22 protein-coding genes are annotated in these 23,518 nt (G+C 57.0%); 14 read left to right on the top strand and 8 right to left on the bottom strand.

The window, feature by feature from the left end:
* Nucleotides 1-101 precede the first annotated feature (101 nt).
* From JNA92_RS26220 to dnaA, 8 genes are all read right to left on the bottom strand, one after another.
* Nucleotides 102-662, bottom strand: a complete 561-nt coding sequence (locus JNA92_RS26220; protein WP_431312479.1) for a TniQ family protein — start codon at nt 660-662, stop codon at nt 102-104.
* Nucleotides 663-737: 75 nt separating this feature from the next.
* Complete coding sequence (locus tag JNA92_RS23250; protein WP_010951429.1) at nt 738-1,697, bottom strand: TniB family NTP-binding protein; 960 nt, start codon at nt 1,695-1,697, stop codon at nt 738-740.
* Nucleotides 1,694-3,652, bottom strand: a complete 1,959-nt coding sequence (locus JNA92_RS23245; protein ID WP_011953078.1) for a DDE-type integrase/transposase/recombinase — start codon at nt 3,650-3,652, stop codon at nt 1,694-1,696. Before JNA92_RS23245 ends, JNA92_RS23250 begins: the two co-directional genes overlap by 4 nt.
* Complete coding sequence (locus tag JNA92_RS23240) at nt 3,633-4,271, bottom strand: TnsA endonuclease N-terminal domain-containing protein (protein WP_011953077.1); 639 nt, start codon at nt 4,269-4,271, stop codon at nt 3,633-3,635. Before JNA92_RS23240 ends, JNA92_RS23245 begins: the two co-directional genes overlap by 20 nt.
* Nucleotides 4,272-5,107: 836 nt before the next feature.
* On the bottom strand, nt 5,108-7,528 hold the full coding sequence (gene gyrB / locus JNA92_RS23235; protein ID WP_241806868.1) for a DNA topoisomerase (ATP-hydrolyzing) subunit B: 2,421 nt from the start codon (nt 7,526-7,528) through the stop codon (nt 5,108-5,110).
* Between the two features lie 4 nt (nt 7,529-7,532).
* A complete protein-coding gene (gene recF, locus JNA92_RS23230) occupies nt 7,533-8,636 on the bottom strand; it encodes a DNA replication/repair protein RecF (protein WP_241806867.1) in 1,104 nt (367 codons plus the stop codon).
* A gap of 15 nt (nt 8,637-8,651) precedes the next feature.
* Nucleotides 8,652-9,755 (bottom strand): DNA polymerase III subunit beta, encoded by a 1,104-nt coding sequence (gene dnaN, locus JNA92_RS23225; RefSeq protein WP_012312006.1) that lies wholly within the window; start codon nt 9,753-9,755, stop codon nt 8,652-8,654.
* A gap of 40 nt (nt 9,756-9,795) precedes the next feature.
* Nucleotides 9,796-11,331: a chromosomal replication initiator protein DnaA gene (dnaA, locus tag JNA92_RS23220; RefSeq protein WP_241806865.1), complete on the bottom strand. Its 1,536-nt coding sequence runs from the start codon at nt 11,329-11,331 to the stop codon at nt 9,796-9,798.
* 582 nt (nt 11,332-11,913) lie between these two features.
* Here dnaA and rpmH point away from each other — a divergent pair.
* The 14 genes from rpmH to JNA92_RS23150 all read left to right on the top strand — a co-directional run bounded on the left by rpmH (nt 11,914) and on the right by JNA92_RS23150 (nt 23,511).
* A complete protein-coding gene (rpmH, locus tag JNA92_RS23215; RefSeq protein WP_003253163.1) occupies nt 11,914-12,048 on the top strand; it encodes a 50S ribosomal protein L34 in 135 nt (44 codons plus the stop codon).
* 13 nt (nt 12,049-12,061) lie between these two features.
* Complete coding sequence (rnpA, locus tag JNA92_RS23210; protein ID WP_080516507.1) at nt 12,062-12,466, top strand: ribonuclease P protein component; 405 nt, start codon at nt 12,062-12,064, stop codon at nt 12,464-12,466.
* Entirely contained in the window at nt 12,459-12,704 is a 246-nt protein-coding gene (gene yidD, locus JNA92_RS23205) for a membrane protein insertion efficiency factor YidD (RefSeq protein WP_241806864.1), read from the top strand. The genes rnpA and yidD overlap by 8 nt, the downstream gene beginning before the upstream one ends.
* A 2-nt stretch (nt 12,705-12,706) precedes the next feature.
* Nucleotides 12,707-14,389 (top strand): membrane protein insertase YidC, encoded by a 1,683-nt coding sequence (gene yidC / locus JNA92_RS23200; RefSeq protein ID WP_241806863.1) that lies wholly within the window; start codon nt 12,707-12,709, stop codon nt 14,387-14,389.
* 86 nt (nt 14,390-14,475) lie between these two features.
* On the top strand, nt 14,476-15,846 hold the full coding sequence (mnmE, locus tag JNA92_RS23195) for a tRNA uridine-5-carboxymethylaminomethyl(34) synthesis GTPase MnmE (RefSeq protein WP_241806862.1): 1,371 nt from the start codon (nt 14,476-14,478) through the stop codon (nt 15,844-15,846).
* Nucleotides 15,847-16,360: 514 nt separating this feature from the next.
* Entirely contained in the window at nt 16,361-18,253 is a 1,893-nt protein-coding gene (mnmG, locus tag JNA92_RS23190) for a tRNA uridine-5-carboxymethylaminomethyl(34) synthesis enzyme MnmG (protein ID WP_241806861.1), read from the top strand.
* Complete coding sequence (rsmG, locus tag JNA92_RS23185) at nt 18,250-18,900, top strand: 16S rRNA (guanine(527)-N(7))-methyltransferase RsmG (RefSeq protein WP_241806860.1); 651 nt, start codon at nt 18,250-18,252, stop codon at nt 18,898-18,900. Before mnmG ends, rsmG begins: the two co-directional genes overlap by 4 nt.
* An 18-nt stretch (nt 18,901-18,918) precedes the next feature.
* Nucleotides 18,919-19,710, top strand: a complete 792-nt coding sequence (locus JNA92_RS23180; protein WP_012316952.1) for a ParA family protein — start codon at nt 18,919-18,921, stop codon at nt 19,708-19,710.
* 9 nt (nt 19,711-19,719) lie between these two features.
* A complete protein-coding gene (locus JNA92_RS23175; RefSeq protein ID WP_241806859.1) occupies nt 19,720-20,592 on the top strand; it encodes a ParB/RepB/Spo0J family partition protein in 873 nt (290 codons plus the stop codon).
* A gap of 148 nt (nt 20,593-20,740) precedes the next feature.
* Nucleotides 20,741-21,148 carry a F0F1 ATP synthase subunit I gene (locus JNA92_RS23170; RefSeq protein ID WP_241806858.1) on the top strand — a complete coding sequence of 136 codons (408 nt, stop codon included), beginning with the start codon at nt 20,741-20,743 and terminating at the stop codon, nt 21,146-21,148.
* A 16-nt stretch (nt 21,149-21,164) separates the two neighbouring features.
* Nucleotides 21,165-22,034 (top strand): F0F1 ATP synthase subunit A, encoded by an 870-nt coding sequence (gene atpB, locus JNA92_RS23165; RefSeq protein ID WP_241806857.1) that lies wholly within the window; start codon nt 21,165-21,167, stop codon nt 22,032-22,034.
* Between the two features lie 143 nt (nt 22,035-22,177).
* Nucleotides 22,178-22,435 (top strand): F0F1 ATP synthase subunit C, encoded by a 258-nt coding sequence (gene atpE, locus JNA92_RS23160; protein ID WP_003097235.1) that lies wholly within the window; start codon nt 22,178-22,180, stop codon nt 22,433-22,435.
* 56 nt (nt 22,436-22,491) lie between these two features.
* A complete protein-coding gene (locus JNA92_RS23155) occupies nt 22,492-22,962 on the top strand; it encodes a F0F1 ATP synthase subunit B (RefSeq protein WP_003260032.1) in 471 nt (156 codons plus the stop codon).
* 12 nt (nt 22,963-22,974) lie between these two features.
* Complete coding sequence (locus tag JNA92_RS23150) at nt 22,975-23,511, top strand: F0F1 ATP synthase subunit delta (RefSeq protein ID WP_039605254.1); 537 nt, start codon at nt 22,975-22,977, stop codon at nt 23,509-23,511.
* Nucleotides 23,512-23,518: the final 7 nt, after the last annotated feature.

The following is a 23,518-nucleotide window of genomic DNA, read 5'->3' as shown; positions in this document are numbered from 1 at the left end:
GTGGTTTCTCTGGTGAGTGTTTGGTCTTCGCAAACTCAACGTTAGCCAAGAACCACGATGACCATCCTCTTTCGCCCGCAGGGCGCCTTCGGCTGGTTCAGTTACACCACTTCCCGGGACACGATCGCCAATCCCGCGTCAGCTGGCAACGAGTCGGCGTAAAACCTATCTTCAAAGCCAGAGGTGAGCCAGGCGGCCGTATCACTCGCCGGCGCGATCTCAAAATTGGTCCCACTCAATGAGGTGCCACACGCTTGGCAACTATTCGCACTCATTGCGCTTGGATCGGTTTCCTTCAGACAGTTGGGGCACCGCCCGTGGAGTTCAGTGCCGTGGACAGAACACGTCGTAACCAGGGTCAAGCCCCAGCTTTCTCTCCAATAACCGGCTTCGCCCAAACAGATCGGACAGTAACGAGCGTGATGAGTCGTCCATAACTTGACCCCCTTGGGCCTTGGATCACGAAACTCAGCAGATACCGCAGGCCAGCTCAGTGGTCCTTCCATCATCTGCAGCCAGTCCGCAACATCGGTCTCGTCGGCTCGTGCAAAGGCGGTGAGCAGTTCCTTTCTGGGTAATCCGTTGGCTTTCGCCAGGCGCTGCAGGTACCCCAAAAGACTTTCGTCTTGGTGTGGTCGTGGGTTGATTAAAAGACCAAACATTCCTACACATCCATGAAATCGAAGACATAAAAATCAGGGGAGTAGAGCCGGGCCGATAAGCCCGGCCCTTGGCCGTCAGGTACTGCTCTCTTCGAACGTCTCAAACGGCTCCCGCTTCCCGAACAGAGGCTGGAAATTGAAGCTCGCACTGAAGGGGTTTCGATCCTCGGTGGCGTAGCTCCAAACCTCGTCTTCAAAAGCCTGGGCCAGCACAGGAAGTTCAATCCCGACAAGGTCCTGGACTTGAACCAGCCAAACAGCCCTGTCCACAATCTTGATGAGGTAGTCGATCAATCCATAGGAAGCCAGGTAGAAGCGTTTAATCATCGCTGGCTCTACAAAACTGATGGTTTGAACAGGCAGTTCGCCCTCGATTGCCTGCAACAACATCACGAAATGAAGAGACGTATTAGCGGAGAAGGTGAAGCGATCGTATGCCACCGTGGCCGAAAACCTGCGTCGCAGTTGCTCGTTTGCTAGCAGGAGATTTTCGGTGCGCTTCAGCCCAATCAGAACAAACGCGATACTGGTTTCATTCATCAGACTCTTGATCCAGTCTGCTGCCTCATACGCACCATTACGACGATAATCGACCAGGTGCTGCGCCTCATCGAGGACCAACATCTCCACGCCAAGGTTCTTCAGCAGCAGGACTACTCGCGCAAATTTAACCTCTGCCGAATGTCCTCGTGCCTCTGCGAAGGGATCCTTCAGCTCTGCCAAAATGGCTGCTGCCAGGTTCTTTTTGGTTGGAGACGAAGGCATCTCGACGAACAGAACTGTCCGCTTCTGTGGGTCATGGCTCTCCAATTCCTCCAATGACCGAATGTACTCCTTGACCAATGTGCTCTTGCCCACTCCGCTTGGACCTTGGATCAGCAACCCTTTACTTGCTCTGGTACGCCGACTATCGCCGTGGATATCGCCTAGTCGCGTCAACGCTCGCTCGACTTGAGGGCTGTGAATAAAACGATCGCGGAGCGTAAAGCTGTATTCACCATGCTCGTAGCATTCGTACAGATTGATGGCGTTCATGGCTTAGAACTCCCAGCAGGGCGACGAACCGAGACCTTGAAGGCTGCTGGCGGAATGTTAGGAATAGAGTCACCGGTCCATTCCACTTCAGCGAGTACCTTGGGTGGAGGCGTGCTTTCGGTCACTCGACCCTCCTTGTCGATTTTCGCTATGGCAGCTGCGCGTCGTTTTCTGAGCGTCTGCGAACGGCGGGCCTCGTCTGCATCTTCCATAATTTCCTGGTAGCACCTGTGCGTAGCCTCGAAGCTAGGCTGCTCATTATATTTTTCTCGCAGCGCTTTCTCGGCAGCCTTCCACACCTCCCTGCTCTTACCGGCCATTCGCTCATCTTTGGCGGGCACTTTGAAGAACAAGTTTCTGAAGCGGTCGTGAACCCAAACGTGCCCGGCTTCGTCTCGATAGCGGACGTTTACCTTTTCTCCGTCTGCCAAACGCATACGGAGCTCAGCAAGTTCCGTAGAGTGGTAGCCCACTTTGGCAACCTCGATGCCGTAATGGTGAACCTTCACCGAGGCCCGCTTGGCCAGAATGCACTCCAACGAGTCCAGGTCGACGGGAAGGCTGATGACATGGTTCGCCTCGCTAGTCCCCCAGACTTGAGCCGGTGTTCTGTTGTCCAGCCCCCGATGAGGAGTCTGGTGGTAACCATCGACGATCCATTTCACTACCACCGCCTCCAATTGAGGGAGCGTGAAACATGCATTCTTCTCCGAGTCGTAATCGCCACGCTGCTGGATATTCGAGAAGGTGGTACCCGGGAGGTTGTGGATAAGCCCCAGGTTCTGTGTGCTGAAAAAGCGTTCGACGGCACCTTTCCTTTGAGGGGCCCTTGAAGCGGGATACATGATCTCGATACCCAACTCGTTGAATCCCATGATGAGATCGCCCGCGTGAAATTCCGCTGCGTTGTCTGGGACTATTCGAGCCGGCAGCCCACGTGCCCACCATTCATTTCTCACTTTCGGAAAGCGCTTCAGCAATTCGGCTTTTGGACGGATTGAGCGTTCGATCACACGAAGCACGGTTTCCGTATTTGGCGCCGACAGGTGGAGCAAATATCCCATCACCATTCGAGAGAAGCGGTCGAGGACGATCGTCAGATAGGGGCGCCCAATGCACAGCCCCGAGGTTTCATCCACAAGCTGGACGTCCAACAAGGTGTGATCAATTTCCCAACGTTCCAAAATCTCATGGACACGTAGGACACCCGCCGCAACACGGTGCTTCTTGTCTGCTGCGTGTTTTCCGAGCCTCTCCTTATCCACAAGGTACGGATCCAGCTTGGCGATGTACCTTCGGACAGTCATTCCGCTTGGGATCTTGAGCTGATCCGAAGGCAAACGACTTTTGTTCCTCTCTTTTATCTGATCCTCGAATTCTGAAACGACCACGCTGACCGCTGGAATCGTATCCTGCAGGTAGGTTTTATTAATCACCCCTTCAAGAATAACTTCGAGCTCTCCCTGTATCGCGGCAGCCCGACCCTTTTTGGCATGCTGAGGGATAAGCTTTACTACGTTCTGGCCAATGTATTTGGCTGCCCAACGTCGAATAGTGGAAACCGAGGGTGCGCACGCATCCCCAATCTTTTTGGCGATATCTCTAAGCTTCTTGATCATGTCTTCGTCACCCGGTAGCTTGTATTTACCGCGCTTAGTTAGGTCGTCCAGATACTTGCGTCGACGCAATGCCTCATCTCCATGTTTTTTGGGGAAGCATGAAATATCTGGAGGGACGTTCCGCACATACGGAACCCTCCCAAGGTATGGCTGATCAGCGGAGATCTCGATCTCGCGCTTCTCGTAGGCCTCATAGAACTCCTTCTCGGATAGCTTCGTGGGCTCACCAAGCTCATCGAAAAAGAGCAGCTTCCGGTCAATAAGCCTCTTCTCAAGCACCATCAGTACGCCACGAACGATGACGACCAATTTCACCCTAAGGGAAAAGGTTTGCATGACGGTGCCCCCCTTGCAGGAAGACCGGGGAGTCAGTGTCAATTGACCTATCAAGGTCAATGCCCACCACCCCAAGGCCTAACAAGCGCCAGGCTTTCCCCTCACCAACCACGTAGAGCAGATCTGCAACGGTCATAGGCGGCCATTCGTTGAAGGTCGCCATTACCTCCTCCAACGCCTGATGCGAAAGCTCTGGACCGCGCCGGTGATACATCAGCCTTCTAAGATTGGTAGCCAGGGGTTCAGCTTCAATTAACTTTTCAGTGATCACCGAAAAGTTACGGGCAGTGGCGTTGAAGTAGCGCTCAGCGGCATCCAGTCGCTGCCTGACGCTGGCAATCTTCAGTCGGTCGTGAGGCTTCACTTCAAACCACCACTCGCGCCCATCCGCGAGGAAAACCTGTACGTCTGGGTAATATTTGAAGTAGCCCTGGAGCGATGGAACACGTTCCTCACTGGGCTGCGGGACGTAGCCGATGACCGCAGGAGACAGCTCAAGAAGCCGAAAAAGAGCGCCTTCGAGCTGGGACTCCCAGGGCACAGGCTTTTTATTTTTGAGCGATGGGAAGTAGCCGCGGTAATGGTTGGACCGCCGCGTGACCACCTTTCGTACTGTCATGAAACACCTCCGAAAATCTCGAAACGAGCGCCGACGCTGCGCCAAAAAATCAAGGCGCAGGGCGGGCGAAGTGAGGCCTTTCGACAGGCAACACTGTGCCGTCGAGTAACCTCGCTAAGGTCGAAAAAATGGGAGAGGATTGACAGTCGCTTCGAAAAAGCAGACATTGCGGGTTCTGAGGACGCAAGTCTGCTTCGCTAAGCGCGGTCAGTCCTCTCGGGATTGATCGCGTTTTTCTACATTTTCAGGTCTCCTTTTCTCTCATTGGTCATGACTCTCATGACTGATCAGAATCTAAAGCAATCGGCTTGCTCTCTTTATTTCTAAACGGCCACTTCGTGATCGCTGGAGCAATTTGGATCAGGTCTGAAGCTCTCGCTTCAAACAGCTGATTTGGCTGAAAATCTTCAGTGCAAAGCGGAAAAGTTGGTCATAGATCTTATTCCAACATCCCTTCGAAATCTACAAAAAATCCAAAATGGCAACTTCCACCAAATTCCATTTCCATACTAAATTGTTCAAATTAATACTTAACACGTACGCTTAATTAACTATTAAGGTGTTCAAATATTAGTTTTAAAGTCCTCTCAATCTCTCTGCTGCTCAGATCCGCCCGCCGACCCTCTCAGCACTTCCAGCGCCCCATCAAATCACTTCCTCAAATCCCCCCATCTGCATCATTTTCCAATGAGCGGAGTAGGGCGCCCCGGCAGGAATTCCAGGCAAAAAAAAGCCCGCGAAGGCGGGCTTGATGGTGACCGACAGGGGCCATGGTTGAAGCCCGGCCGGTCATCTATTTGTGAAAGCGTGCAGCTTTTCTGTGAACCTACACCTGATCAGAAGTCCAGGTTCGAAACCGACAGCGCGTTGCTTTCGATGAAGTCACGGCGAGGCTCAACCGCATCGCCCATCAAGGTGTTGAAGATCTGATCGGCGGCAATCGCGTCTTCGATGGTGACCTTGAGCATGCGCCGTACAGTTGGGTCCATGGTGGTTTCCCACAACTGATCCGGGTTCATCTCACCCAGCCCTTTGTATCGCTGGATGGTGTGTCGCTTGGTGGTCTCGTTCATCAGCCAATCCAGGCCTTCCTTGAACTCGACGATCGCCTTGCGACGCTCACCACGCTGTACATAAGCACCTTCACCCAGCAGGCTCGACAACTTGGAACCTATGTTGACCACCGTGCGGTAGTCGTTGCTGCCGAAGAAATCGCGGTTGAAGGTGATGTAGCTGGCCAGGCCGTGCGAGGTGATTTCCACTTCTGGCAGCCACACATTGCGCTCCTTGTCCTCGCGCAGGGTGGCCTTGTATACCAGGCCAGACTTCTGGCTATTGCTCAGGCGCTCCTGCAGTTTGGCCAACCAGTTCTCCATGACGGCATGGTCGCCCAATTGCTCAAGGGTAACTTCCGGCAGGTAGATGAAGTGCTCGGTCAACTCTTCCGGGTACAAGCGAGACAAACGCTTGAGGGTCTTCATTACACTGCGGAACTCGTTGACCAAAACCTCCAGCTGAACACCGGAAACGGCTGGCGCAGATTCATCCAGGTGCAGGCTGGCATCTTCGAGGGCCGACTGGGTCATGTATTCTTCCATGGCCTCGTCGTCCTTGATGTACTGCTCCTGCTTGCCTCTCTTCACCTTGTACAGCGGTGGCTGGGCAATGTAGATGTAGCCACGCTCGACCAGCTCTGGCAGCTGACGGAAGAAGAAGGTCAGCAGCAGGGTACGGATGTGCGAACCGTCAACGTCAGCATCGGTCATGATGATGATGTTGTGATAGCGCAGCTTGTCGATGTTGTACTCTTCACGGCCGATGCCACAGCCCAGCGCGGTGATCAGTGTGCCCACTTCCTGGGAGGAGATCATCTTGTCGAAACGTGCTTTCTCGACGTTGAGAATCTTGCCCTTGAGCGGCAGGATCGCCTGGGTACGACGGTTACGACCTTGTTTGGCCGAGCCACCTGCGGAGTCACCCTCCACCAGGTACAGTTCGGAAAGGGCAGGGTCCTTCTCTTGGCAGTCCGCCAGTTTGCCCGGCAAGCCGGCGATATCCAGCGCGCCCTTACGGCGAGTCATTTCACGCGCTTTGCGCGCCGCTTCACGGGCACGGGCAGCATCGATCATCTTGCCGACGACCGCCTTGGCTTCGTTGGGGTTCTCCAACAGGAAGTCGGCGAAGTACTTGTTCATTTCCTGTTCCACGGCGGTTTTCACCTCCGAGGAGACCAGCTTGTCCTTGGTCTGGGAGCTGAACTTCGGATCCGGCACCTTGACCGAAATGATCGCAGTCAGGCCTTCCCGAGCGTCGTCACCGGTGGTGGAAACCTTGTTCTTCTTGGCCAGGCCTTCCTGCTCGATGTAGTTGTTAAGGCTACGGGTCAGCGAGGAGCGGAAACCAACCAGATGGGTACCGCCATCGCGCTGTGGAATGTTGTTGGTGAAGCACAGCAGGTTTTCGTTGAAGCTGTCGTTCCACTGCAGGGCGACTTCAACACCTACGCCATCGTCACGTTGAACGTTGAAATGGAACACCTGGGAGTTGACCGGCGTCTTGTTGGTGTTCAGGTATTCAACGAATGCACGCAGGCCGCCTTCATATTTGAAGAACTCTTCTTTGCCCGAGCGCTCGTCTTTCAGCAGGATGCCAACACCCGAGTTCAGGAACGACAACTCACGAATACGCTTGGCCAGGATATCCCAGCTGAAGTGAATGTTCTTGAAGGTCTCAGCCGAAGGCTTGAAATGAATGTGGGTGCCGGTAGTTTCGCTTTCGCCCACAACGGCCATCGGCGCCTGTGGAACGCCGTGAACGTAGGTCTGTTCCCAGATCTTGCCGCTACGGCGAACGGTTAGCACCAGTTTTTCAGACAGGGCGTTTACGACCGAAACACCTACGCCGTGCAGACCGCCGGAAACCTTGTAGGAGTTATCATCAAATTTACCGCCGGCGTGCAGCACGGTCATGATGACCTCGGCTGCGGAGACGCCTTCTTCTTTATGCACGTCGACCGGAATGCCGCGACCGTTGTCGCGCACACTAATCGATTCGTCCGGGTGGATAATGACGGTAATGTCATCGCAGTGCCCGGCGAGGGCTTCGTCGATCGAGTTGTCGACCACTTCGAAGACCATGTGGTGCAGGCCGCTACCGTCATCGGTGTCGCCAATGTACATGCCGGGACGCTTGCGCACGGCATCCAAACCTTTCAGCACCTTGATGCTTGAGGAGTCGTACGTTTGATTTTCGCTCATGCCTTCACTCCCGATGGTCGTGGGTCTGGGTGATACGGCCTTGTTCCACGTGGAACAAAGCGACTGGCGTTTCCGTCTGCCAGCCTTCCCTCAGTAATTCTTGATCTACACAGGTGATGAACACCTGGCAGCGTAATTCTTCTAGCAAGCGGCACAGTGCACGGCGATGCTGGTCGTCCAACTCGGACGGCAAGTCATCCACGAGATAAATACAGTGGCCGCGGCGAGCCTGGCTAACGAGATGGCCTTGAGCAATGCGCAGAGCACAGACCACCAACTTTTGCTGACCACGCGACAGGATGTCGGCTGCATTATTGGCAGCCAGACGAAGGCGCAGATCAGCACGCTGCGGGCCGGCCTGGGTATGGCCCATCTGCTGATCGCGAAGGAGAGAAGAGGCGAGTACTTCGTTGAGTTCCCGGTCCTTGTCCCAGCCTCGGTAGTAGCTAAGGGTCAACCCGTCCAGCTCGACCAGTTCGCTCAGGGTTTGCTCGAAGACGGGCTTCAAGGCCTTCATGTAGTTGCGACGGTATTCATCTATTTCCGCGCTGGCCAGGCACAATTCCCGGTCCCAGGCGGCTTGCGAAGCTGGGTCAAGTGTACCATGCCGCAACCATGAGTTCCGCTGCCGCAACGCCTTCTGCAGACGCTGCCACGCTGGCATGAAGCGAGGTTCCACGTGGAACACTCCCCAATCGAGAAACTGGCGGCGGATCTTCGGTGCGCCTTCAAGCAACCTGAAACTGTCTGGGTTGATGAGCTGCAGGGGCAGCAATTCTGCGAGCTGCGCAGCGCTCTTGGCATTCTGCCCATCAATACGGATAGTGAAATCGCCCCCGCGCTCGCGCGACACACCCAGGTTGCTGATGCCGCCTTGGCCTGACTGCACTTCGCCAAAAACCGTACACGCTGCCTGCTCGTACTGGATGACCGGGTTCAGTCGAGTACTGCGGAACGACCTGGCCAAGCCGAGCAAATGCACCGCTTCAAGCACACTGGTCTTGCCGCTGCCGTTTGCGCCGTAGAGGATATTGATGCGGGGGGAGGGTGAGAGGGTCACCGGGTGCAGGTTGCGCACCGCGGTGACCATGATACGTCGAAGGGACATCTGGCCTGCTACAGGTTACAGGCGCATTGGCATGACAACATAAGACGAGTCGTCATTGCCTGCTTCTTGCAGCAGAGCACTGCTATTGGAATCGGAGAGAATCAGGCGAACCTGTTCGGTTGTCATCACACCCAAGACGTCCAGCAGGTAACTGACGTTGAAGCCGATCTCCAGCGATGCCCCGTCATAGTCGACGCTGATCTCTTCTTCCGCCTCTTCCTGTTCCGGGTTGTTCGCCTGGATTTTCAACTGGCCGGCAGCCAACTGCAGACGAATACCACGGTACTTCTCGTTGGAAAGAATCGCCGTACGGCTGAACGCTTCGCGCAAGGCCTGTCGATCGCCAATGACCAGCTTGTCACCACCCTTGGGCAGTACACGCTCATAGTCCGGGAACTTGCCATCGACCAGCTTGGAAGTGAAGGTGAACTCGCCTGTGTTCGCACGGATGTGGTGCTGGCCCAGGACAATGCTGACCATGCCTTCGGGGTCGGTGAGCAGGCGCGCCAGTTCGAGGATACCTTTACGAGGCACGATGACCTGATGCCGCTCATCCTGCTCGATGGCTGCGCTCATGGAGCACAGTGCAAGGCGGTGGCCATCGGTAGACACGGCACGCAGGGTATTGCGCGACACTTCAAGCAGCATACCGTTGAGGTAGTAACGTACATCCTGCTGAGCCATGGCAAAGCTGGTGCGCTCGATCAAGCGACGCAGTTTGCTCTGCTCAAGGTTGCAGGTCAGCGAACCTGGGCCTTCTTCCACGGTGGGGAAGTCGTTGGCAGGCAGGGTCGACAGGGTGAAACGGCTACGGCCGGCCTTGACCAACAACTTCTGTTCATCGACCTTGATATCGATCAGCACGTCGTTCGGCAGGCTTTTGCAGATGTCCATCAGCTTGCGCGCCGGGACAGTGATTTCGCCTGGCTCAGCCGGCTCTTCCAGTTGTACACGGCCTACCAGTTCGACTTCCAGATCGGTACCCGTCAACGACAGTTGCTGGCCTTGCACGACCAGCAGTACGTTGGACAGGACCGGCAAGGTCTGACGGCGCTCGACGACACCGGCGACCAGTTGCAGGGGTTTCAACAGGGCTTCGCGTTGAATGGTGAAATGCATGGTCTAGTCCCTTGCCTTCAATTAGCTGCGCTGGCGGCCATCAGGTGGTGAGCGTGCGCAGGAGGTTCTTGTAGTCCTCGCGGATGTCCGCGTCGGATTCCTTCAGTTCGTTGATCTTGCGGCAAGCGTGCAGCACCGTAGTGTGGTCACGACCGCCAAACATGTCGCCGATCTCTGGCAGACTGTGGTTGGTCAGCTCTTTGGACAACGCCATGGCCACCTGACGCGGGCGCGCTACCGAGCGCGAACGGCGCTTGGACAACAGATCGGAGATCTTGATCTTGTAGTACTCGGCCACGGTGCGCTGAATGTTATCCACACTCACCAGTTTGTCTTGCAGCGCCAGCAGGTCCTTCAGCGACTCGCGAATCAGCTCGATGGTGATGTCGCGGCCCATGAAGTGCGAGTGAGCGATGACACGCTTCAGTGCCCCCTCGAGCTCACGCACGTTGGAGCGAATACGCTGAGCGATGAAGAACGCGGCATCGTGCGGCAGCTCGACCTTGGCCTGGTCGGCCTTTTTCATCAGGATCGCCACACGGGTCTCGAGCTCCGGCGGCTCGACAGCCACTGTGAGGCCCCAGCCGAAACGCGACTTCAATCGCTCCTCCAGACCTTCGATTTCCTTCGGATAGCGGTCACTGGTGAGAATCACCTGCTGACCACCCTCCAGCAAGGCGTTGAAGGTGTGGAAAAACTCCTCCTGAGAACGCTCCTTACGGGCAAAGAACTGGATATCGTCGATCAGCAACGCATCGACCGAACGGTAGAAGCGCTTGAATTCATTGATCGCGTTGAGCTGCAACGCCTTGACCATGTCCGCGACGAAGCGCTCGGAATGCAGATACACCACCTTGGCATTCGGGTTCTTTTTCAGCAGGTGGTTACCCACAGCATGCATCAAGTGGGTTTTACCCAAGCCCACACCACCGTAAAGGAACAGTGGGTTGTAGCCATGCTTCGGGTTGTCGGCAACCTGCCAGGCGGCGGCCCGGGCCAATTGGTTGGACTTACCCTCTACAAAGGTTTCGAAGGTGAACGTACGGTTCAGATAGCTGGTGTGCTTGAGCGCACCCTCCACCTGAACGTTGCGCTGTTCGGTACGACCTGGTGCGACAGGTGCCGGAGCGCTGTCGGCCATCGAATCATAGCTGTCTCGCGAAGGCGCCTCGGCCATATCCGAGGCCTGCGCAGGCTCCGCCGAAGGCACCGAGACCGGGTCAGCAACAGCCATGACTGGCGCGGCTGCTGGCTGCGCGTGGGTCTGCGCAAGGGATGCAGCCACTGCAGCGCTGACCGGGGCGTTAGGCGCGGCCCGCGGTGCGGAGCTGCGACGGCTGCCTATTAATAAGGAAAGGGCAGGCGCGATGCCGCTACCGTTTTCACCCAACAGTTCGAGCAGACGGCCGAGGTACTTTTCATTCACCCAATCGAGAACGAAACGGTTTGGCGCATACACGCGCAACTCGTCGCCTTCGGCTTCGACCTGTAGCGGACGGATCCAGGTGTTGAATTGCTGGGCAGGCAGTTCATCGCGCAGAAGCTCCACGCACTGCTGCCAAAGTTCCACTGACACGGATATCCCCTGAGTTTGAAAGCCGGATGAGGCTAAAACAAACGGCCATTGTACCGGTCAAGCGATCAGTTATCCACATGTGGAAACATTATGATCCATGGCAAAACAGCCATTTAGCGACCAAAAAGCCACGCACGGACTGTGAATAAGCTCTGTGGATAACCCACCCTGAGGGCTATGCACAATCCTGGCCTGAAATCTGTTGATAAGTCGCCTGTGCATAACATAGCTTTTCATCCACAGGCTGTACTCAGGCGCGACACAAGCGCAGCACGGGTTGTGGACAACGTTTCAGGACGCTGGATGACGCGTGATCATGGGCCTCCAGAAGGTTATCCACAGATCTTTATCCACCTAAGATCTATAAGTTATTCAGAAAAGCTTTTTATATGTCTCTTCTTTTTTTTACTTTTGTCATCCGTTTGGCTTACCGACCCGGCACCGCCCACCCGATCGCTCAAAGCACCTTCCATAAGGAAAGGCTGGTTGGAAATTGACCTATTGGCTTGCTTTCTCTAGAATCGCCGATCTCTTAAAAAGGGGGCCATTCCGGCCCGTTGTCGACAAACCAGGTAACACGCCATGAAACGTACTTTCCAACCAAGCACCATCAAGCGCGCTCGCACCCACGGCTTCCGTGCCCGTATGGCTACCAAGAACGGCCGTGCTGTTCTGTCGCGTCGTCGTGCCAAAGGCCGTAAGCGTCTGGCCATTTGATCTTTCGGCAAAGGTGGTGAGTCAGGACTTCAGTCGGGAAAAGCGACTGCTTACACCCCGGCATTTCAAAGCGGTCTTCGACTCCCCAACCGGCAAGGTTCCAGGGAAAAACCTGCTGATCCTTGCTCGCGAGAACGGTCTCGATCATCCACGCCTTGGCTTGGTGATCGGCAAGAAGAGCGTCAAGCTTGCCGTTCAACGCAATCGCCTCAAGCGCTTGATGCGCGATTCCTTTCGTCTGCACCAGCAAATGCTCGCTGGCCTGGACATAGTGATCGTCGCGCGCAAGGGATTGGGTGAGATAGAAAACCCGGAATTGCACCAACACTTTGGCAAGCTCTGGAAACGCCTGGCGCGCAGCCGGCCCACTCCAGCGGCTAACGCCGATTCCGCAGGGGTAGACAGTCAAGATGCGTAAACTGGTACTCGTTCCGATCCAGTTTTACCGTTATGCCATCAGTCCTCTGATGGCCAGCCACTGTCGTTTTTACCCCAGTTGCTCCTGTTATGCGTTAGAAGCCATTGAAACCCATGGCGTCTTGCGTGGCGGGTGGCTGACCGTTCGTCGCCTGGGGCGTTGTCATCCGTGGAACGACGGCGGTTTCGATCCCGTTCCCCCCGCTCCTTCCTCCCGAACTTCTTCGATAGCCGAGTAATCATGGATATTAAACGCACGATCCTGATCGCCGCCCTGGCAATCGTGTCCTACGTCATGGTCCTGAAGTGGAACGATGACTACGGCCAGGCTGCCTTGCCGACTCAGAATACTGCTGCCAGCACCGTTGCTCCGGGCCTGCCCGATGGCGTACCGGCCGCTAACAACGGCGCCAGCGCCGATGTACCGAGCGCCAACGCCGAGTCGAACGCTGCCGAACTGGCACCCGTTGCACTCAGCAAGGATCTGATCCGGGTCAAGACCGATGTCCTGGAACTGGCTATCGATCCAGTCGGCGGTGACATCGTCCAGCTGAACCTGCCGAAGTACCCACGCCGCCAGGACCATCCGGACATTCCGTTCCAGCTGTTCGACAACGGCGGTGAGCGCCTGTACCTGGCCCAAAGCGGCTTGACCGGTACCAATGGTCCGGATGCCCGCAGCACCGGCCGTCCACTGTACGCCGCCGAGCAGAAGGCCTACCAACTGGCTGATGGCCAGCAACAATTGGTAGTCGACCTGAAGTTCAGCGACAACGGTGTGAACTACATCAAGCGCTTCAGCTTCAAACGTGGTGAGTACGACCTGACCGTCAGCTACCTGATCGACAACCAGAGCGGCCAGGCCTGGAGCGGCAACATGTTTGCCCAGCTCAAGCGTGACGCCAGTGGTGATCCGTCCTCGAGCACCGCCACCGGTACCGCCACCTACCTGGGTGCTGCCCTGTGGACAGCTGGCGAGCCGTACAAGAAAGTGTCGATGAAGGACATCGACAAAGGTAGTTTGAAAGAAAATGTGTCTGGTGGCTGGGTTGCCTGGCTGCAGCACTACTTCGTGACTGCCTGGATCCCTGCCAAGTCGGACAACAACGTCGTCCAGACCCGCAAAGACAGCCAGGGCAACTACATCATCGGTTATACCGGCCCGGCCATCAGCGTACCTGCTGGCGGCAAGGTCGAAACCAGCGCCATGCTGTACGCCGGCCCGAAGATCCAGTCCAAGCTCAAGGAACTGTCCCCAGGCCTGGAACTGACTGTCGATTACGGCTTCCTGTGGTTCATCGCCCAGCCGATCTTCTGGTTGCTGCAACATATCCACAGCCTGCTGGGTAACTGGGGCTGGTCGATCATTGTGCTGACCATGCTCATCAAAGGCTTGTTCTTCCCACTGTCGGCCGCCAGCTACCGCTCGATGGCGCGCATGCGTGCCGTGGCGCCGAAGCTTGCCGCACTGAAGGAACGCTTCGGTGACGATCGCCAGAAGATGTCCCAGGCAATGATGGAGCTGTACAAGAAAGAGAAGATCAACCCGCTGGGCGGATGCTTGCCGATCCTGGTACAGATGCCGGTGTTCCTGGCCCTGTACTGGGTGTTGCTGGAAAGCGTCGAGATGCGCCAGGCGCCATGGATGCTGTGGATCACTGACCTGTCGATCAAGGACCCGTTCTTCATCCTGCCGATCATCATGGGCGCGACCATGTTCATCCAGCAGCGCCTGAACCCGACGCCGCCGGATCCAATGCAGGCCAAGGTGATGAAAATGATGCCGATCATCTTCACCTTCTTCTTCCTGTGGTTCCCAGCTGGCCTGGTGCTGTACTGGGTTGTGAACAACTGCCTGTCGATTTCGCAGCAGTGGTACATCACCCGCCGTATTGAAGCAGCCACCAAAAAAGCTGCTGCTTGACGGGCTACTGCGCTAGCCTGTGAATAAAAACGCCCCCTCGGGGGCGTTTTTGCTATCTGTCGTTTTTGTCGTAGAGGCTTTCGAGCATGAACACTGTGCGTGAAACCATCGCTGCCATCGCAACCGCACAAGGACGCGGAGGGGTGGGCATCGTCAGGCTGTCCGGCCCACTGGCGGCCAAGGCTGGCCAGCTCATCACCGGCCGCACACTGACGCCGCGCCATGCCCACTACGGGCCATTCCGCGACCAGGAAGGGCTGGTACTGGATGAAGGCATTGCGCTGTTCTTCCCCGGCCCCCACTCGTTCACCGGTGAGGACGTACTCGAGTTGCAGGGGCATGGTGGCCCGGTGGTTCTGGACATGCTCTTGCAACGCTGTGTGCAGGCGGGTTGCCGCTTGGCCCGGCCGGGTGAGTTCAGTGAGCGGGCGTTCCTCAACGACAAGCTCGACCTGGCACAGGCCGAAGCGATTGCCGACCTGATCGAAGCCAGTTCCAGCCAGGCAGCACGCAACGCCCTGCGATCGCTGCAAGGCGAATTCTCCAAACGTGTGCATAGCTTGACTGAAGCACTGATCGCGCTGCGGATCTATGTCGAGGCAGCGATCGACTTCCCGGAGGAAGAGATCGACTTCCTTGCCGATGGCCACGTCCTGTCGATGCTCGACGCAGTGCGCGGCGTGTTGTCCACAGTGCAGCGTGAGGCGGGGCAGGGTGCGCTGCTTCGTGACGGCATGACGGTGGTGATCGCCGGCAGGCCCAATGCAGGTAAATCGAGCCTGTTGAATCAACTGGCCGGTCGTGAAGCGGCAATCGTCACCGACATCGCGGGTACCACGCGGGATATCCTGCGTGAACATATCCACATCGATGGCATGCCGCTGCACGTCGTCGATACGGCCGGTTTGCGCACTACCGACGACCATGTGGAAAAGATTGGCGTCGAGCGCGCGCTCAAGGCCATAGGGGAGGCCGATAGGGTGTTGCTGGTGGTCGACTCCACCGCCCCTGAGGCCAGTGATCCGTTCGCCTTGTGGCCGGAGTTTCTTGATCAACGGCCTGATCCGGGCAAGGTCACACTGATTCGTAACAAAGCCGATCTCAGTGGCGAACCTGTAGGGCTGGAGCAGTGCGATGACGGTCATGTAACCATCACGCTGAGCGCCAAAGGTTCCGATCACGGCCTGCAGCTGCTACGCGACCACCTGAAAGCCTGCATGGGTTATGAACAGACTGCAGAGAGCGGCTTCAGCGCACGCCGGCGCCACCTCGATGCCCTGCGCCAGGCCAGTGCTCACCTGGAGCACGGTCGTGCGCAGTTGACCTTGGCCGGGGCCGGTGAGTTGTTGGCTGAGGACCTGCGCCAGGCACAGCATGCACTGGGTGAGATCACGGGCGCGTTCAGTTCGGATGACCTGCTGGGGCGGATCTTCTCGAGTTTCTGCATCGGTAAGTAGCTTTTCAACCACACCTTCATGAGGCCGCTCTCCTTGGAGCGGCTTTTTTTTGCCCGAGATTTGATCACCGGGCCTTAGGGACACGGATGGGAGATGCAGATTTTTAATCAACAGCCTGATAAACACACGCATGAGCCCTGTGGAAAAGTCGTCTTCAGCTCCGTTGATAACCCTGCTTTTTTTCTGAGGACAATCTGCCCTGTGGGTAAATAGGCATTTCATCCACAGGCTAAATCGGCTTATCCATAGCCCTCATGGTACTTCAGCCACAGGGTTCAATTTTGCTCTACACAGCGAAACTAGGGGCCTGCATAACGTTATCCACAGATAGGTGCGTGCATAAGAATAAACATAAAAACAAAGCTTTTTTAAATTTTTTCTCTCTAGTTTCTGTTATCAGCCATTCATCCACAGCCTGGTCAAAATTTGCGCAAAAGGTTTCTTTAGGGGGGGTGAAGTCCCTATACTTGTCCGCTTACCTTCTCTATTCGCAAAAACAGGCACGAGGTGCGTGGTGGATTTCCCTTCCCGTTTTGAAGTGATCGTCATCGGCGGCGGCCATGCCGGTACCGAGGCTGCGCTTGCGTCTGCACGCATGGGTGTAAAAACCCTGCTGCTGACCCATAACGTGGAAACCCTCGGTCACATGAGCTGCAACCCAGCCATCGGTGGCATTGGCAAAAGCCATCTGGTCAAAGAGATCGATGCGCTCGGCGGTGCCATGGCACTGGCCACTGACAAGAGCGGCATTCAGTTCCGCGTGTTGAACAACCGCAAGGGCCCGGCTGTTCGCGCCACGCGTGCACAGGCCGACCGCGCCATCTACAAGGCTGTGGTTCGCGAAATCCTGGAAAACCAGCCGAATCTGTGGATATTCCAGCAGTCCTGTGACGACCTGATCGTCGAGCAAGACCAGGTCAAAGGCGTGGTTACGCAAATGGGCGTGCGGTTCTTCGCCGATTCCGTGGTGCTCACTACCGGTACTTTTCTGGGTGGCCTTATCCACATCGGCCTGCAGAATCATTCCGGCGGCCGCGCTGGTGATCCACCTTCGATCGCCTTGGCCCACCGCATGCGTGAACTACCGCTGCGCGTCGGTCGACTGAAAACCGGCACGCCTCCGCGCATCGATGGTCGTTCGGTGGACTTTTCGGTGATGACCGAGCAGCCGGGTGACACACCAATCCCGGTCATGTCGTTCATGGGCAATGCCGCGATGCACCCACGTCAGGTCAGCTGCTGGATTACCCATACCAATGCGCGGACCCACGAAATCATCGCTTCGAACCTCGACCGTTCGCCGATGTACTCGGGTGTCATCGAAGGTGTCGGCCCACGTTACTGCCCGTCGATCGAGGACAAGATCCATCGCTTTGCCGACAAGGAAAGCCATCAGGTGTTCATCGAGCCGGAAGGGCTGAACACCCACGAGCTTTACCCCAACGGTATCTCCACTTCTCTGCCGTTCGACGTGCAGCTGGAGCTGGTGCGCTCGATTCGCGGCATGGAAAACGCGCACATCGTGCGCCCGGGCTACGCCATCGAGTACGACTACTTCGACCCGCGTGATCTCAAGTACAGCCTCGAAACCAAGGTGATCGGCGGCCTGTTCTTCGCTGGCCAGATCAACGGCACCACTGGTTACGAAGAAGCCGGCGCCCAGGGCCTGCTGGCCGGTACCAATGCCGCGCTGCGCGCGCAGGGCCGCGAAAGCTGGTGCCCGCGCCGTGACGAGGCCTACATCGGGGTGCTGGTCGACGACCTGATTACCCTGGGTACCCAAGAGCCGTACCGCATGTTTACCTCGCGGGCCGAATATCGCCTGATTCTGCGAGAAGACAACGCCGACCTGCGCCTGACCGAGAAAGGCCGTGAGCTTGGCTTGATCGACGACGAGCGCTGGGCTGCGTTCTGTGCCAAGCGTGATGGCATCGAGCGTGAGGAACAGCGCTTGAAAACGACCTGGGTCCGTCCGAATACCCCACAGGGCCAGGCCGTTGTGGATAAGTTCGGTACTCCGCTGAGCCACGAATACAGCCTGCTCAACCTGCTTGCGCGGCCAGAGGTGGATTACGCTGGGCTGATCGAAGCGACCGGCGGCGAACAAATCGATCCACAAGTTGCCGAACAGGTCGAAATCAAGACCAAATACGCCGGTTACATCGATCGCCAACAGGACGAGATCGCTCGCCTGCGCGCCAGCGAGGACACCCGCCTGCCTGTGGATATCGACTACACCTCGATTTCCGGGCTGTCCAAGGAAATCCAGGGCAAGCTCGGCCAGACTCGCCCGCAGACGCTCGGCCAGGCTTCGCGCATCCCTGGCGTGACACCAGCGGCCATTTCCCTGTTGTTGATTCATCTGAAAAAACGCGGCGCTGGCCGCGAATTGGAGCAAAGCGCTTGAGTTCCCTGGTCACCCCGCAACACGCTGAAGAGTTGTCCACAGGTGCACGCCAGCTTGGTGTCGAACTGAGCGCCGAACAGCACGAACGGCTGCTTGGCTACCTGGCCCTGTTGATCAAATGGAACAAGGCCTACAACCTGACCGCCGTGCGCGACCCGGACGAGATGGTTTCGCGGCATCTGCTGGACAGCCTCAGCGTCATGGGTTTTATCCACAGTGATCGCGATACCTGGCTTGATGTCGGCAGCGGCGGTGGCATGCCAGGGATTCCATTGGCTATCCTGCATCCGCACAAACGCGTAACGGTGCTGGACGCCAATGGCAAGAAAACCCGCTTCCTCACCCAGGTGAAGATGGAGCTGAAACTGGACAACCTGACGGTTATCCACAGCCGGGTCGAGGCCTTCCAGCCAGCACAGCCGTTCAGCGGTATCATCTCTCGCGCCTTCAGCAGCATGGAGAACTTCACCAACTGGACCCGCCACTTGGGCGACACCGGGACGCAATGGCTTGCAATGAAGGGGCTGCATCCTGCCGATGAACTGGTAGCATTGCCCGCAGACTTCACAGTGGAAAGCGAGCAGGCCCTGACCGTTCCAGGTTGCCAGGGCCAGCGCCATCTGCTGATACTGCGCCGCAAGGCATGACTGGGAACACACGCAACAATGGCTAAGGTATTCGCAATCGCGAACCAGAAAGGTGGAGTGGGTAAAACCACCACCTGTATCAATCTCGCCGCATCGCTGGCTGCGACCAAGCGTCGTGTGCTGCTGATCGACCTCGATCCGCAGGGCAACGCCACCATGGGCAGCGGTGTGGACAAACACGAACTCGAACACTCGGTCTACGACCTGCTGATCGGGGAATGCGACCTTGCCCAGGCCATGCACTACTCCGAGCATGGTGGCTTCCAATTGCTGCCGGCCAACCGCGACCTGACTGCCGCGGAAGTGGTGCTGCTGGAAATGCAGGTCAAGGAGAGCCGCCTGCGCAATGCCTTGGCGCCGATCCGCGAGAATTACGACTTCATCCTCATCGATTGCCCCCCGTCGCTGTCGATGCTGACGCTCAATGCCTTGGTCGCCTCCGATGGCGTGATCATCCCCATGCAGTGTGAGTATTACGCACTGGAAGGCCTCAGCGATCTTGTGGATAACATCAAGCGTATCGCTGCCCGTCTGAACCCCGAGCTGAAGATCGAAGGGTTGCTGCGTACCATGTACGACCCGCGTCTGAGCCTGAACAACGATGTATCGGCGCAGCTCAAGGAGCACTTCGGCGAGCAGCTCTACGATACCGTCATTCCGCGCAACATCCGCTTGGCCGAGGCACCGAGTTTTGGCATGCCGGCGCTGGCCTACGACAAGCAATCGCGTGGCGCACTGGCCTATCTGGCCCTGGCCGGTGAACTGGTTCGCCGTCAACGCCGTCAATCACGCACTGCACAAACAACTTAAGGAATCCGCATGGCCGTTAAGAAACGAGGTCTCGGACGTGGGTTGGATGCACTGCTCAGTGGTCCTTCCGTCAGCGCGCTCGAAGAGCAGGCTGTCAAGATCGACCAGAAAGAACTGCAACACCTGCCGGTCGAGTTGATCCAGCGCGGTAAATACCAGCCGCGTCGTGACATGGATCCGCAGGCGCTGGAAGAACTGGCGCACTCGATTCGCACGCACGGCGTGATGCAGCCCATCGTGGTGCGCCCGATCGAGGGCAACCGCTACGAGATCATCGCGGGTGAGCGCCGCTGGCGCGCCACGCAGCAGGCCGGCCTGGACACCATCCCGGCGATGGTGCGCGAAGTGCCTGATGAAGCTGCCATCGCCATGGCCCTCATCGAGAACATCCAGCGAGAGGACCTCAACCCGTTGGAAGAGGCCCTGGCCCTGCAACGCCTGCAACAGGAGTTCGAGCTGACCCAGCAGCAGGTGGCCGATGCCGTCGGCAAGTCGCGGGTGACCGTGGCCAACCTGCTGCGCCTGATCTCGCTGCCTGAAGCGATCAAGACCATGCTTGCCCATGGTGATCTGGAGATGGGGCACGCACGTGCGCTGCTCGGTCTTGAGCAAGATCGCCAGGAAGAGGGGGCGCGTCATGTTGTCGCACGCGGGCTCACTGTGCGCCAAACTGAGGCACTGGTGCGCCAGTGGCTCAACGGCAAACCTGACCCGGTAGAGCCGAGCAAACCTGATCCGGATATCGAGCGCCTTGAACAGCGGCTTGCAGAGCGCCTGGGCTCCCCGGTGCAGATTCGTCACGGAAACAAGGGAAAAGGCCAGTTGGTTATTCGCTATAACTCGCTTGACGAGTTGCAGGGCGTCCTTGCTCACATCCGCTGAAACAATTCCAGTTGTAGCGCGCAGTCGGAAATCACTACCCAAGAGTTGAATAGGGGTTAATCCACCCCTATACTCTGCGCGCATTTTGTCGGCACAATTTATGCCAAGTCGTTACTGACTTGTTGGTCGACTTCGAGGAGCAGTTGTGATGGAAATACGCACGCCAAACCGCCTGCCTTTCCATCGCTGGGCGGTTTTTCCGGTACTGCTGGCTCAATGTGTAGTGCTTCTGCTGGCGACATTGGTGTTGTGGCAGTGGAAAGGGGCAGTCAGTGGATATTCAGGTCTCTGCGGAGGTTTGATTGCCTGGCTACCCAATATGTATTTCGCCTGGAAGGCTTTTCGCTTTAGCGGAGCCCGGGCGGCGCAGGCCATCGTCAAGTCGTTTTACGCAGGCGAGGCCGGCAAGATGATTTTGACGGCAGTGCTATTCGCACTGACCTTCGCAGGAGTGAAGCCACTGGCGCCGTTAGCAGTCTTCGGCGTCTTCGTGTTGACCCTTTTGGTCAGCTGGTTTGCGCCCCTGCTGATGAATAAAAGACTTTCGAGACCTTAGGGCGTTTGAGGCAACCATGGCAGCAGAAACCGCTTCGGGCTATATCCAGCACCACTTGCAGAACCTGACCTACGGTCAACTACCAGACGGCAGCTGGGGCTTCGCCCATTCGGCTGCAGAAGCCAAGGCAATGGGCTTCTGGGCGTTCCACCTGGACACCCTGGGTTGGTCCGTCGCGCTGGGTCTGATCTTCCTGTTCATCTTCCGCATGGCGGCGAAGAAGGCGACCTCCGGCCAGCCTGGCGGCCTGCAGAACTTCGTCGAAGTGATGGTCGATTTCGTCAACGGCAGCGTGAAGGACTCCTTCCACGGCCGTAGCCCGGTGATTGCGCCGCTGGCACTGACCATCTTCGTCTGGGTATTCCTGATGAACGCCGTCGACCTGGTACCGGTCGACTGGATTCCTCAGCTGGCCATCATGATCTCCGGTGATCCGCACATTCCGTTCCGCGCCGTGTCGACCACCGACCCGAACGCGACGCTGGCCATGGCCTTCTGCGTGTTCGCCCTGATCATCTTCTACAGCATCAAGGTCAAGGGCCTGGGCGGCTTCATCGGTGAGCTGACCCTGCACCCGTTCGGCAGCAAGAACATCTTCGTGCAGATCCTGCTGATTCCGGTCAACTTCCTGCTCGAATTCGTCACCCTGATCGCCAAGCCGATCTCGCTGGCGCTGCGACTGTTCGGCAACATGTACGCCGGTGAGCTGGTGTTCATCCTGATCGCCGTGATGTTCGGCTCCGGCCTGCTGTGGCTGAGCGGCCTGGGTGTGGTGCTGCAGTGGGCGTGGGCTGTGTTCCACATCCTGATCATCACCCTGCAAGCTTTCATCTTCATGATGCTCACCATCGTCTACCTGTCGATGGCTCACGAAGATAACCATTAAGACCGCCTGGCGTGTCTGATAGCCTTCCCCGCTCGTTTGGGGGGAGGGCTTTAAAAGTCCGCAAGGGCAGCTGTTCCAAACGATTTGTTTTACCGCTTCAAACTAAAAACCTAACCAATACGACGTAAAAGTCGGGAGGAAAGATGGAAACTGTAGTTGGTCTGACCGCTATCGCTGTTGCTCTGCTGATCGGCCTGGGTGCTCTGGGTACCGCCATTGGTTTCGGCCTGCTGGGCGGCAAATTCCTGGAAGGTGCTGCTCGTCAGCCTGAGATGGTTCCGATGCTGCAGGTCAAAATGTTCATCGTTGCCGGTCTGCTCGACGCCGTAACCATGATCGGTGTTGGTATCGCTCTGTTCTTCACCTTCGCGAATCCGTTCGTTGGTCAGATCGCCGGCTAATCACTCGTATTCACGAGTTGATGGCTGTATGAATTAAGACCGAGCGAGGTGTTGGCGTGAACATTAATGCAACCCTGATTGGCCAATCCGTTGCTTTCCTGATTTTTGTACTCTTCTGCATGAAGTATGTATGGCCTCCGGTCATCACTGCTCTGCAAGAGCGTCAAAAGAAGATTGCCGACGGCTTGGACGCTGCCAACCGCGCAGCTCGCGACCTGGAGCTGGCCCAAGAGAAAGCGGGTCAGCAACTGCGTGAAGCTAAAGCACAGGCAGCCGAAATCATTGAGCAAAGCAAGAAACGCGCTGCTCAGCTTGTCGAGGAAGCCCGTGACCAGGCCCGCGTCGAAGCTGACCGTGTGAAGGCTCAGGCTCTGGCCGAGATCGAGCAGGAACTGAACAGTGCCAAAGACGCCCTGCGTGCCCAAGTGGGTGCCCTGGCCGTTGGCGGTGCTGAAAAGATCCTTGGCGCCACAATCGATCAAAACGCGCATGCGGAGCTGGTTAACAAACTGGCCGCTGAAATTTAAGCGAGGGCGATCATGGCAGAACTGACCACGTTGGCCCGACCTTACGCTAAGGCTGCCTTCGAGCATGCCCAGGCCCATCAGCAACTGGCCAATTGGTCAGCCATGCTCGGCCTGGCTGCTGCGGTGTCGCAAGACGACACCATGCAGCGCCTGCTCAAGGCCCCGCGACTGACGAGCGCAGAAAAGGCCGCCACGTTCATTGACGTGTGCGGTGACAAGTTCAATGCACAGGCACAGAATTTCATTCGTGTTGCCGCGGAAAACGACCGTCTCCTGCTTCTGCCGGAGATTGCAGCTCTGTTCGACCTGTACAAGGCCGAGCAAGAGAAATCCGTGGACGTGGAAGTCACCAGTGCTTTTGCGTTGAACCAAGAACAGCAAGACAAACTCGCCAAGGTTCTCAGTGCACGGTTAGGCCAGGAAGTGCGCCTGCACGCGTCGGAGGATGCCAGCCTGATTGGTGGCGTCGTCATCCGCGCTGGTGACCTGGTAATCGATGGCTCTGTTCGCGGCAAAATCGCGAAACTGGCCGAAGCCTTGAAATCTTGAGTTTGAA

The sequence above is a fragment of the Pseudomonas putida genome, from assembly GCF_022627325.1.
GTDB classification, from domain to species: domain Bacteria; phylum Pseudomonadota; class Gammaproteobacteria; order Pseudomonadales; family Pseudomonadaceae; genus Aquipseudomonas; species Aquipseudomonas putida_X.
The sequence above is the reverse complement of the archived record's forward strand: the minus strand, read 5'-3'. Positions and strand labels throughout refer to the sequence as shown.

Excerpts from the sequence above, each read along its gene's own strand:
- mnmE (WP_241806862.1), top strand. The coding sequence starts at position 14,476 with ATGAACACTGTGCGTGAAACCATCGCTGCCATCGCAACCGCACAAGGA.
- rpmH (WP_003253163.1), top strand. The coding sequence starts at position 11,914 with ATGAAACGTACTTTCCAACCAAGCACCATCAAGCGCGCTCGCACCCAC.
- dnaN (WP_012312006.1), bottom strand. The coding sequence starts at position 9,755 with ATGCATTTCACCATTCAACGCGAAGCCCTGTTGAAACCCCTGCAACTG.
- JNA92_RS23150 (WP_039605254.1), top strand. The coding sequence starts at position 22,975 with ATGGCAGAACTGACCACGTTGGCCCGACCTTACGCTAAGGCTGCCTTC.
- atpB (WP_241806857.1), top strand. The coding sequence starts at position 21,165 with ATGGCAGCAGAAACCGCTTCGGGCTATATCCAGCACCACTTGCAGAAC.
- yidD (WP_241806864.1), top strand. The coding sequence starts at position 12,459 with ATGCGTAAACTGGTACTCGTTCCGATCCAGTTTTACCGTTATGCCATC.
- atpE (WP_003097235.1), top strand. The coding sequence starts at position 22,178 with ATGGAAACTGTAGTTGGTCTGACCGCTATCGCTGTTGCTCTGCTGATC.
- JNA92_RS23170 (WP_241806858.1), top strand. The coding sequence starts at position 20,741 with ATGGAAATACGCACGCCAAACCGCCTGCCTTTCCATCGCTGGGCGGTT.
- JNA92_RS26220 (WP_431312479.1), bottom strand. The coding sequence starts at position 662 with ATGTTTGGTCTTTTAATCAACCCACGACCACACCAAGACGAAAGTCTT.
- JNA92_RS23240 (WP_011953077.1), bottom strand. The coding sequence starts at position 4,271 with ATGACAGTACGAAAGGTGGTCACGCGGCGGTCCAACCATTACCGCGGC.
- JNA92_RS23245 (WP_011953078.1), bottom strand. The coding sequence starts at position 3,652 with ATGCAAACCTTTTCCCTTAGGGTGAAATTGGTCGTCATCGTTCGTGGC.
- gyrB (WP_241806868.1), bottom strand. The coding sequence starts at position 7,528 with ATGAGCGAAAATCAAACGTACGACTCCTCAAGCATCAAGGTGCTGAAA.
- JNA92_RS23175 (WP_241806859.1), top strand. The coding sequence starts at position 19,720 with ATGGCCGTTAAGAAACGAGGTCTCGGACGTGGGTTGGATGCACTGCTC.
- JNA92_RS23180 (WP_012316952.1), top strand. The coding sequence starts at position 18,919 with ATGGCTAAGGTATTCGCAATCGCGAACCAGAAAGGTGGAGTGGGTAAA.
- yidC (WP_241806863.1), top strand. The coding sequence starts at position 12,707 with ATGGATATTAAACGCACGATCCTGATCGCCGCCCTGGCAATCGTGTCC.
- recF (WP_241806867.1), bottom strand. The coding sequence starts at position 8,636 with ATGTCCCTTCGACGTATCATGGTCACCGCGGTGCGCAACCTGCACCCG.
- JNA92_RS23250 (WP_010951429.1), bottom strand. The coding sequence starts at position 1,697 with ATGAACGCCATCAATCTGTACGAATGCTACGAGCATGGTGAATACAGC.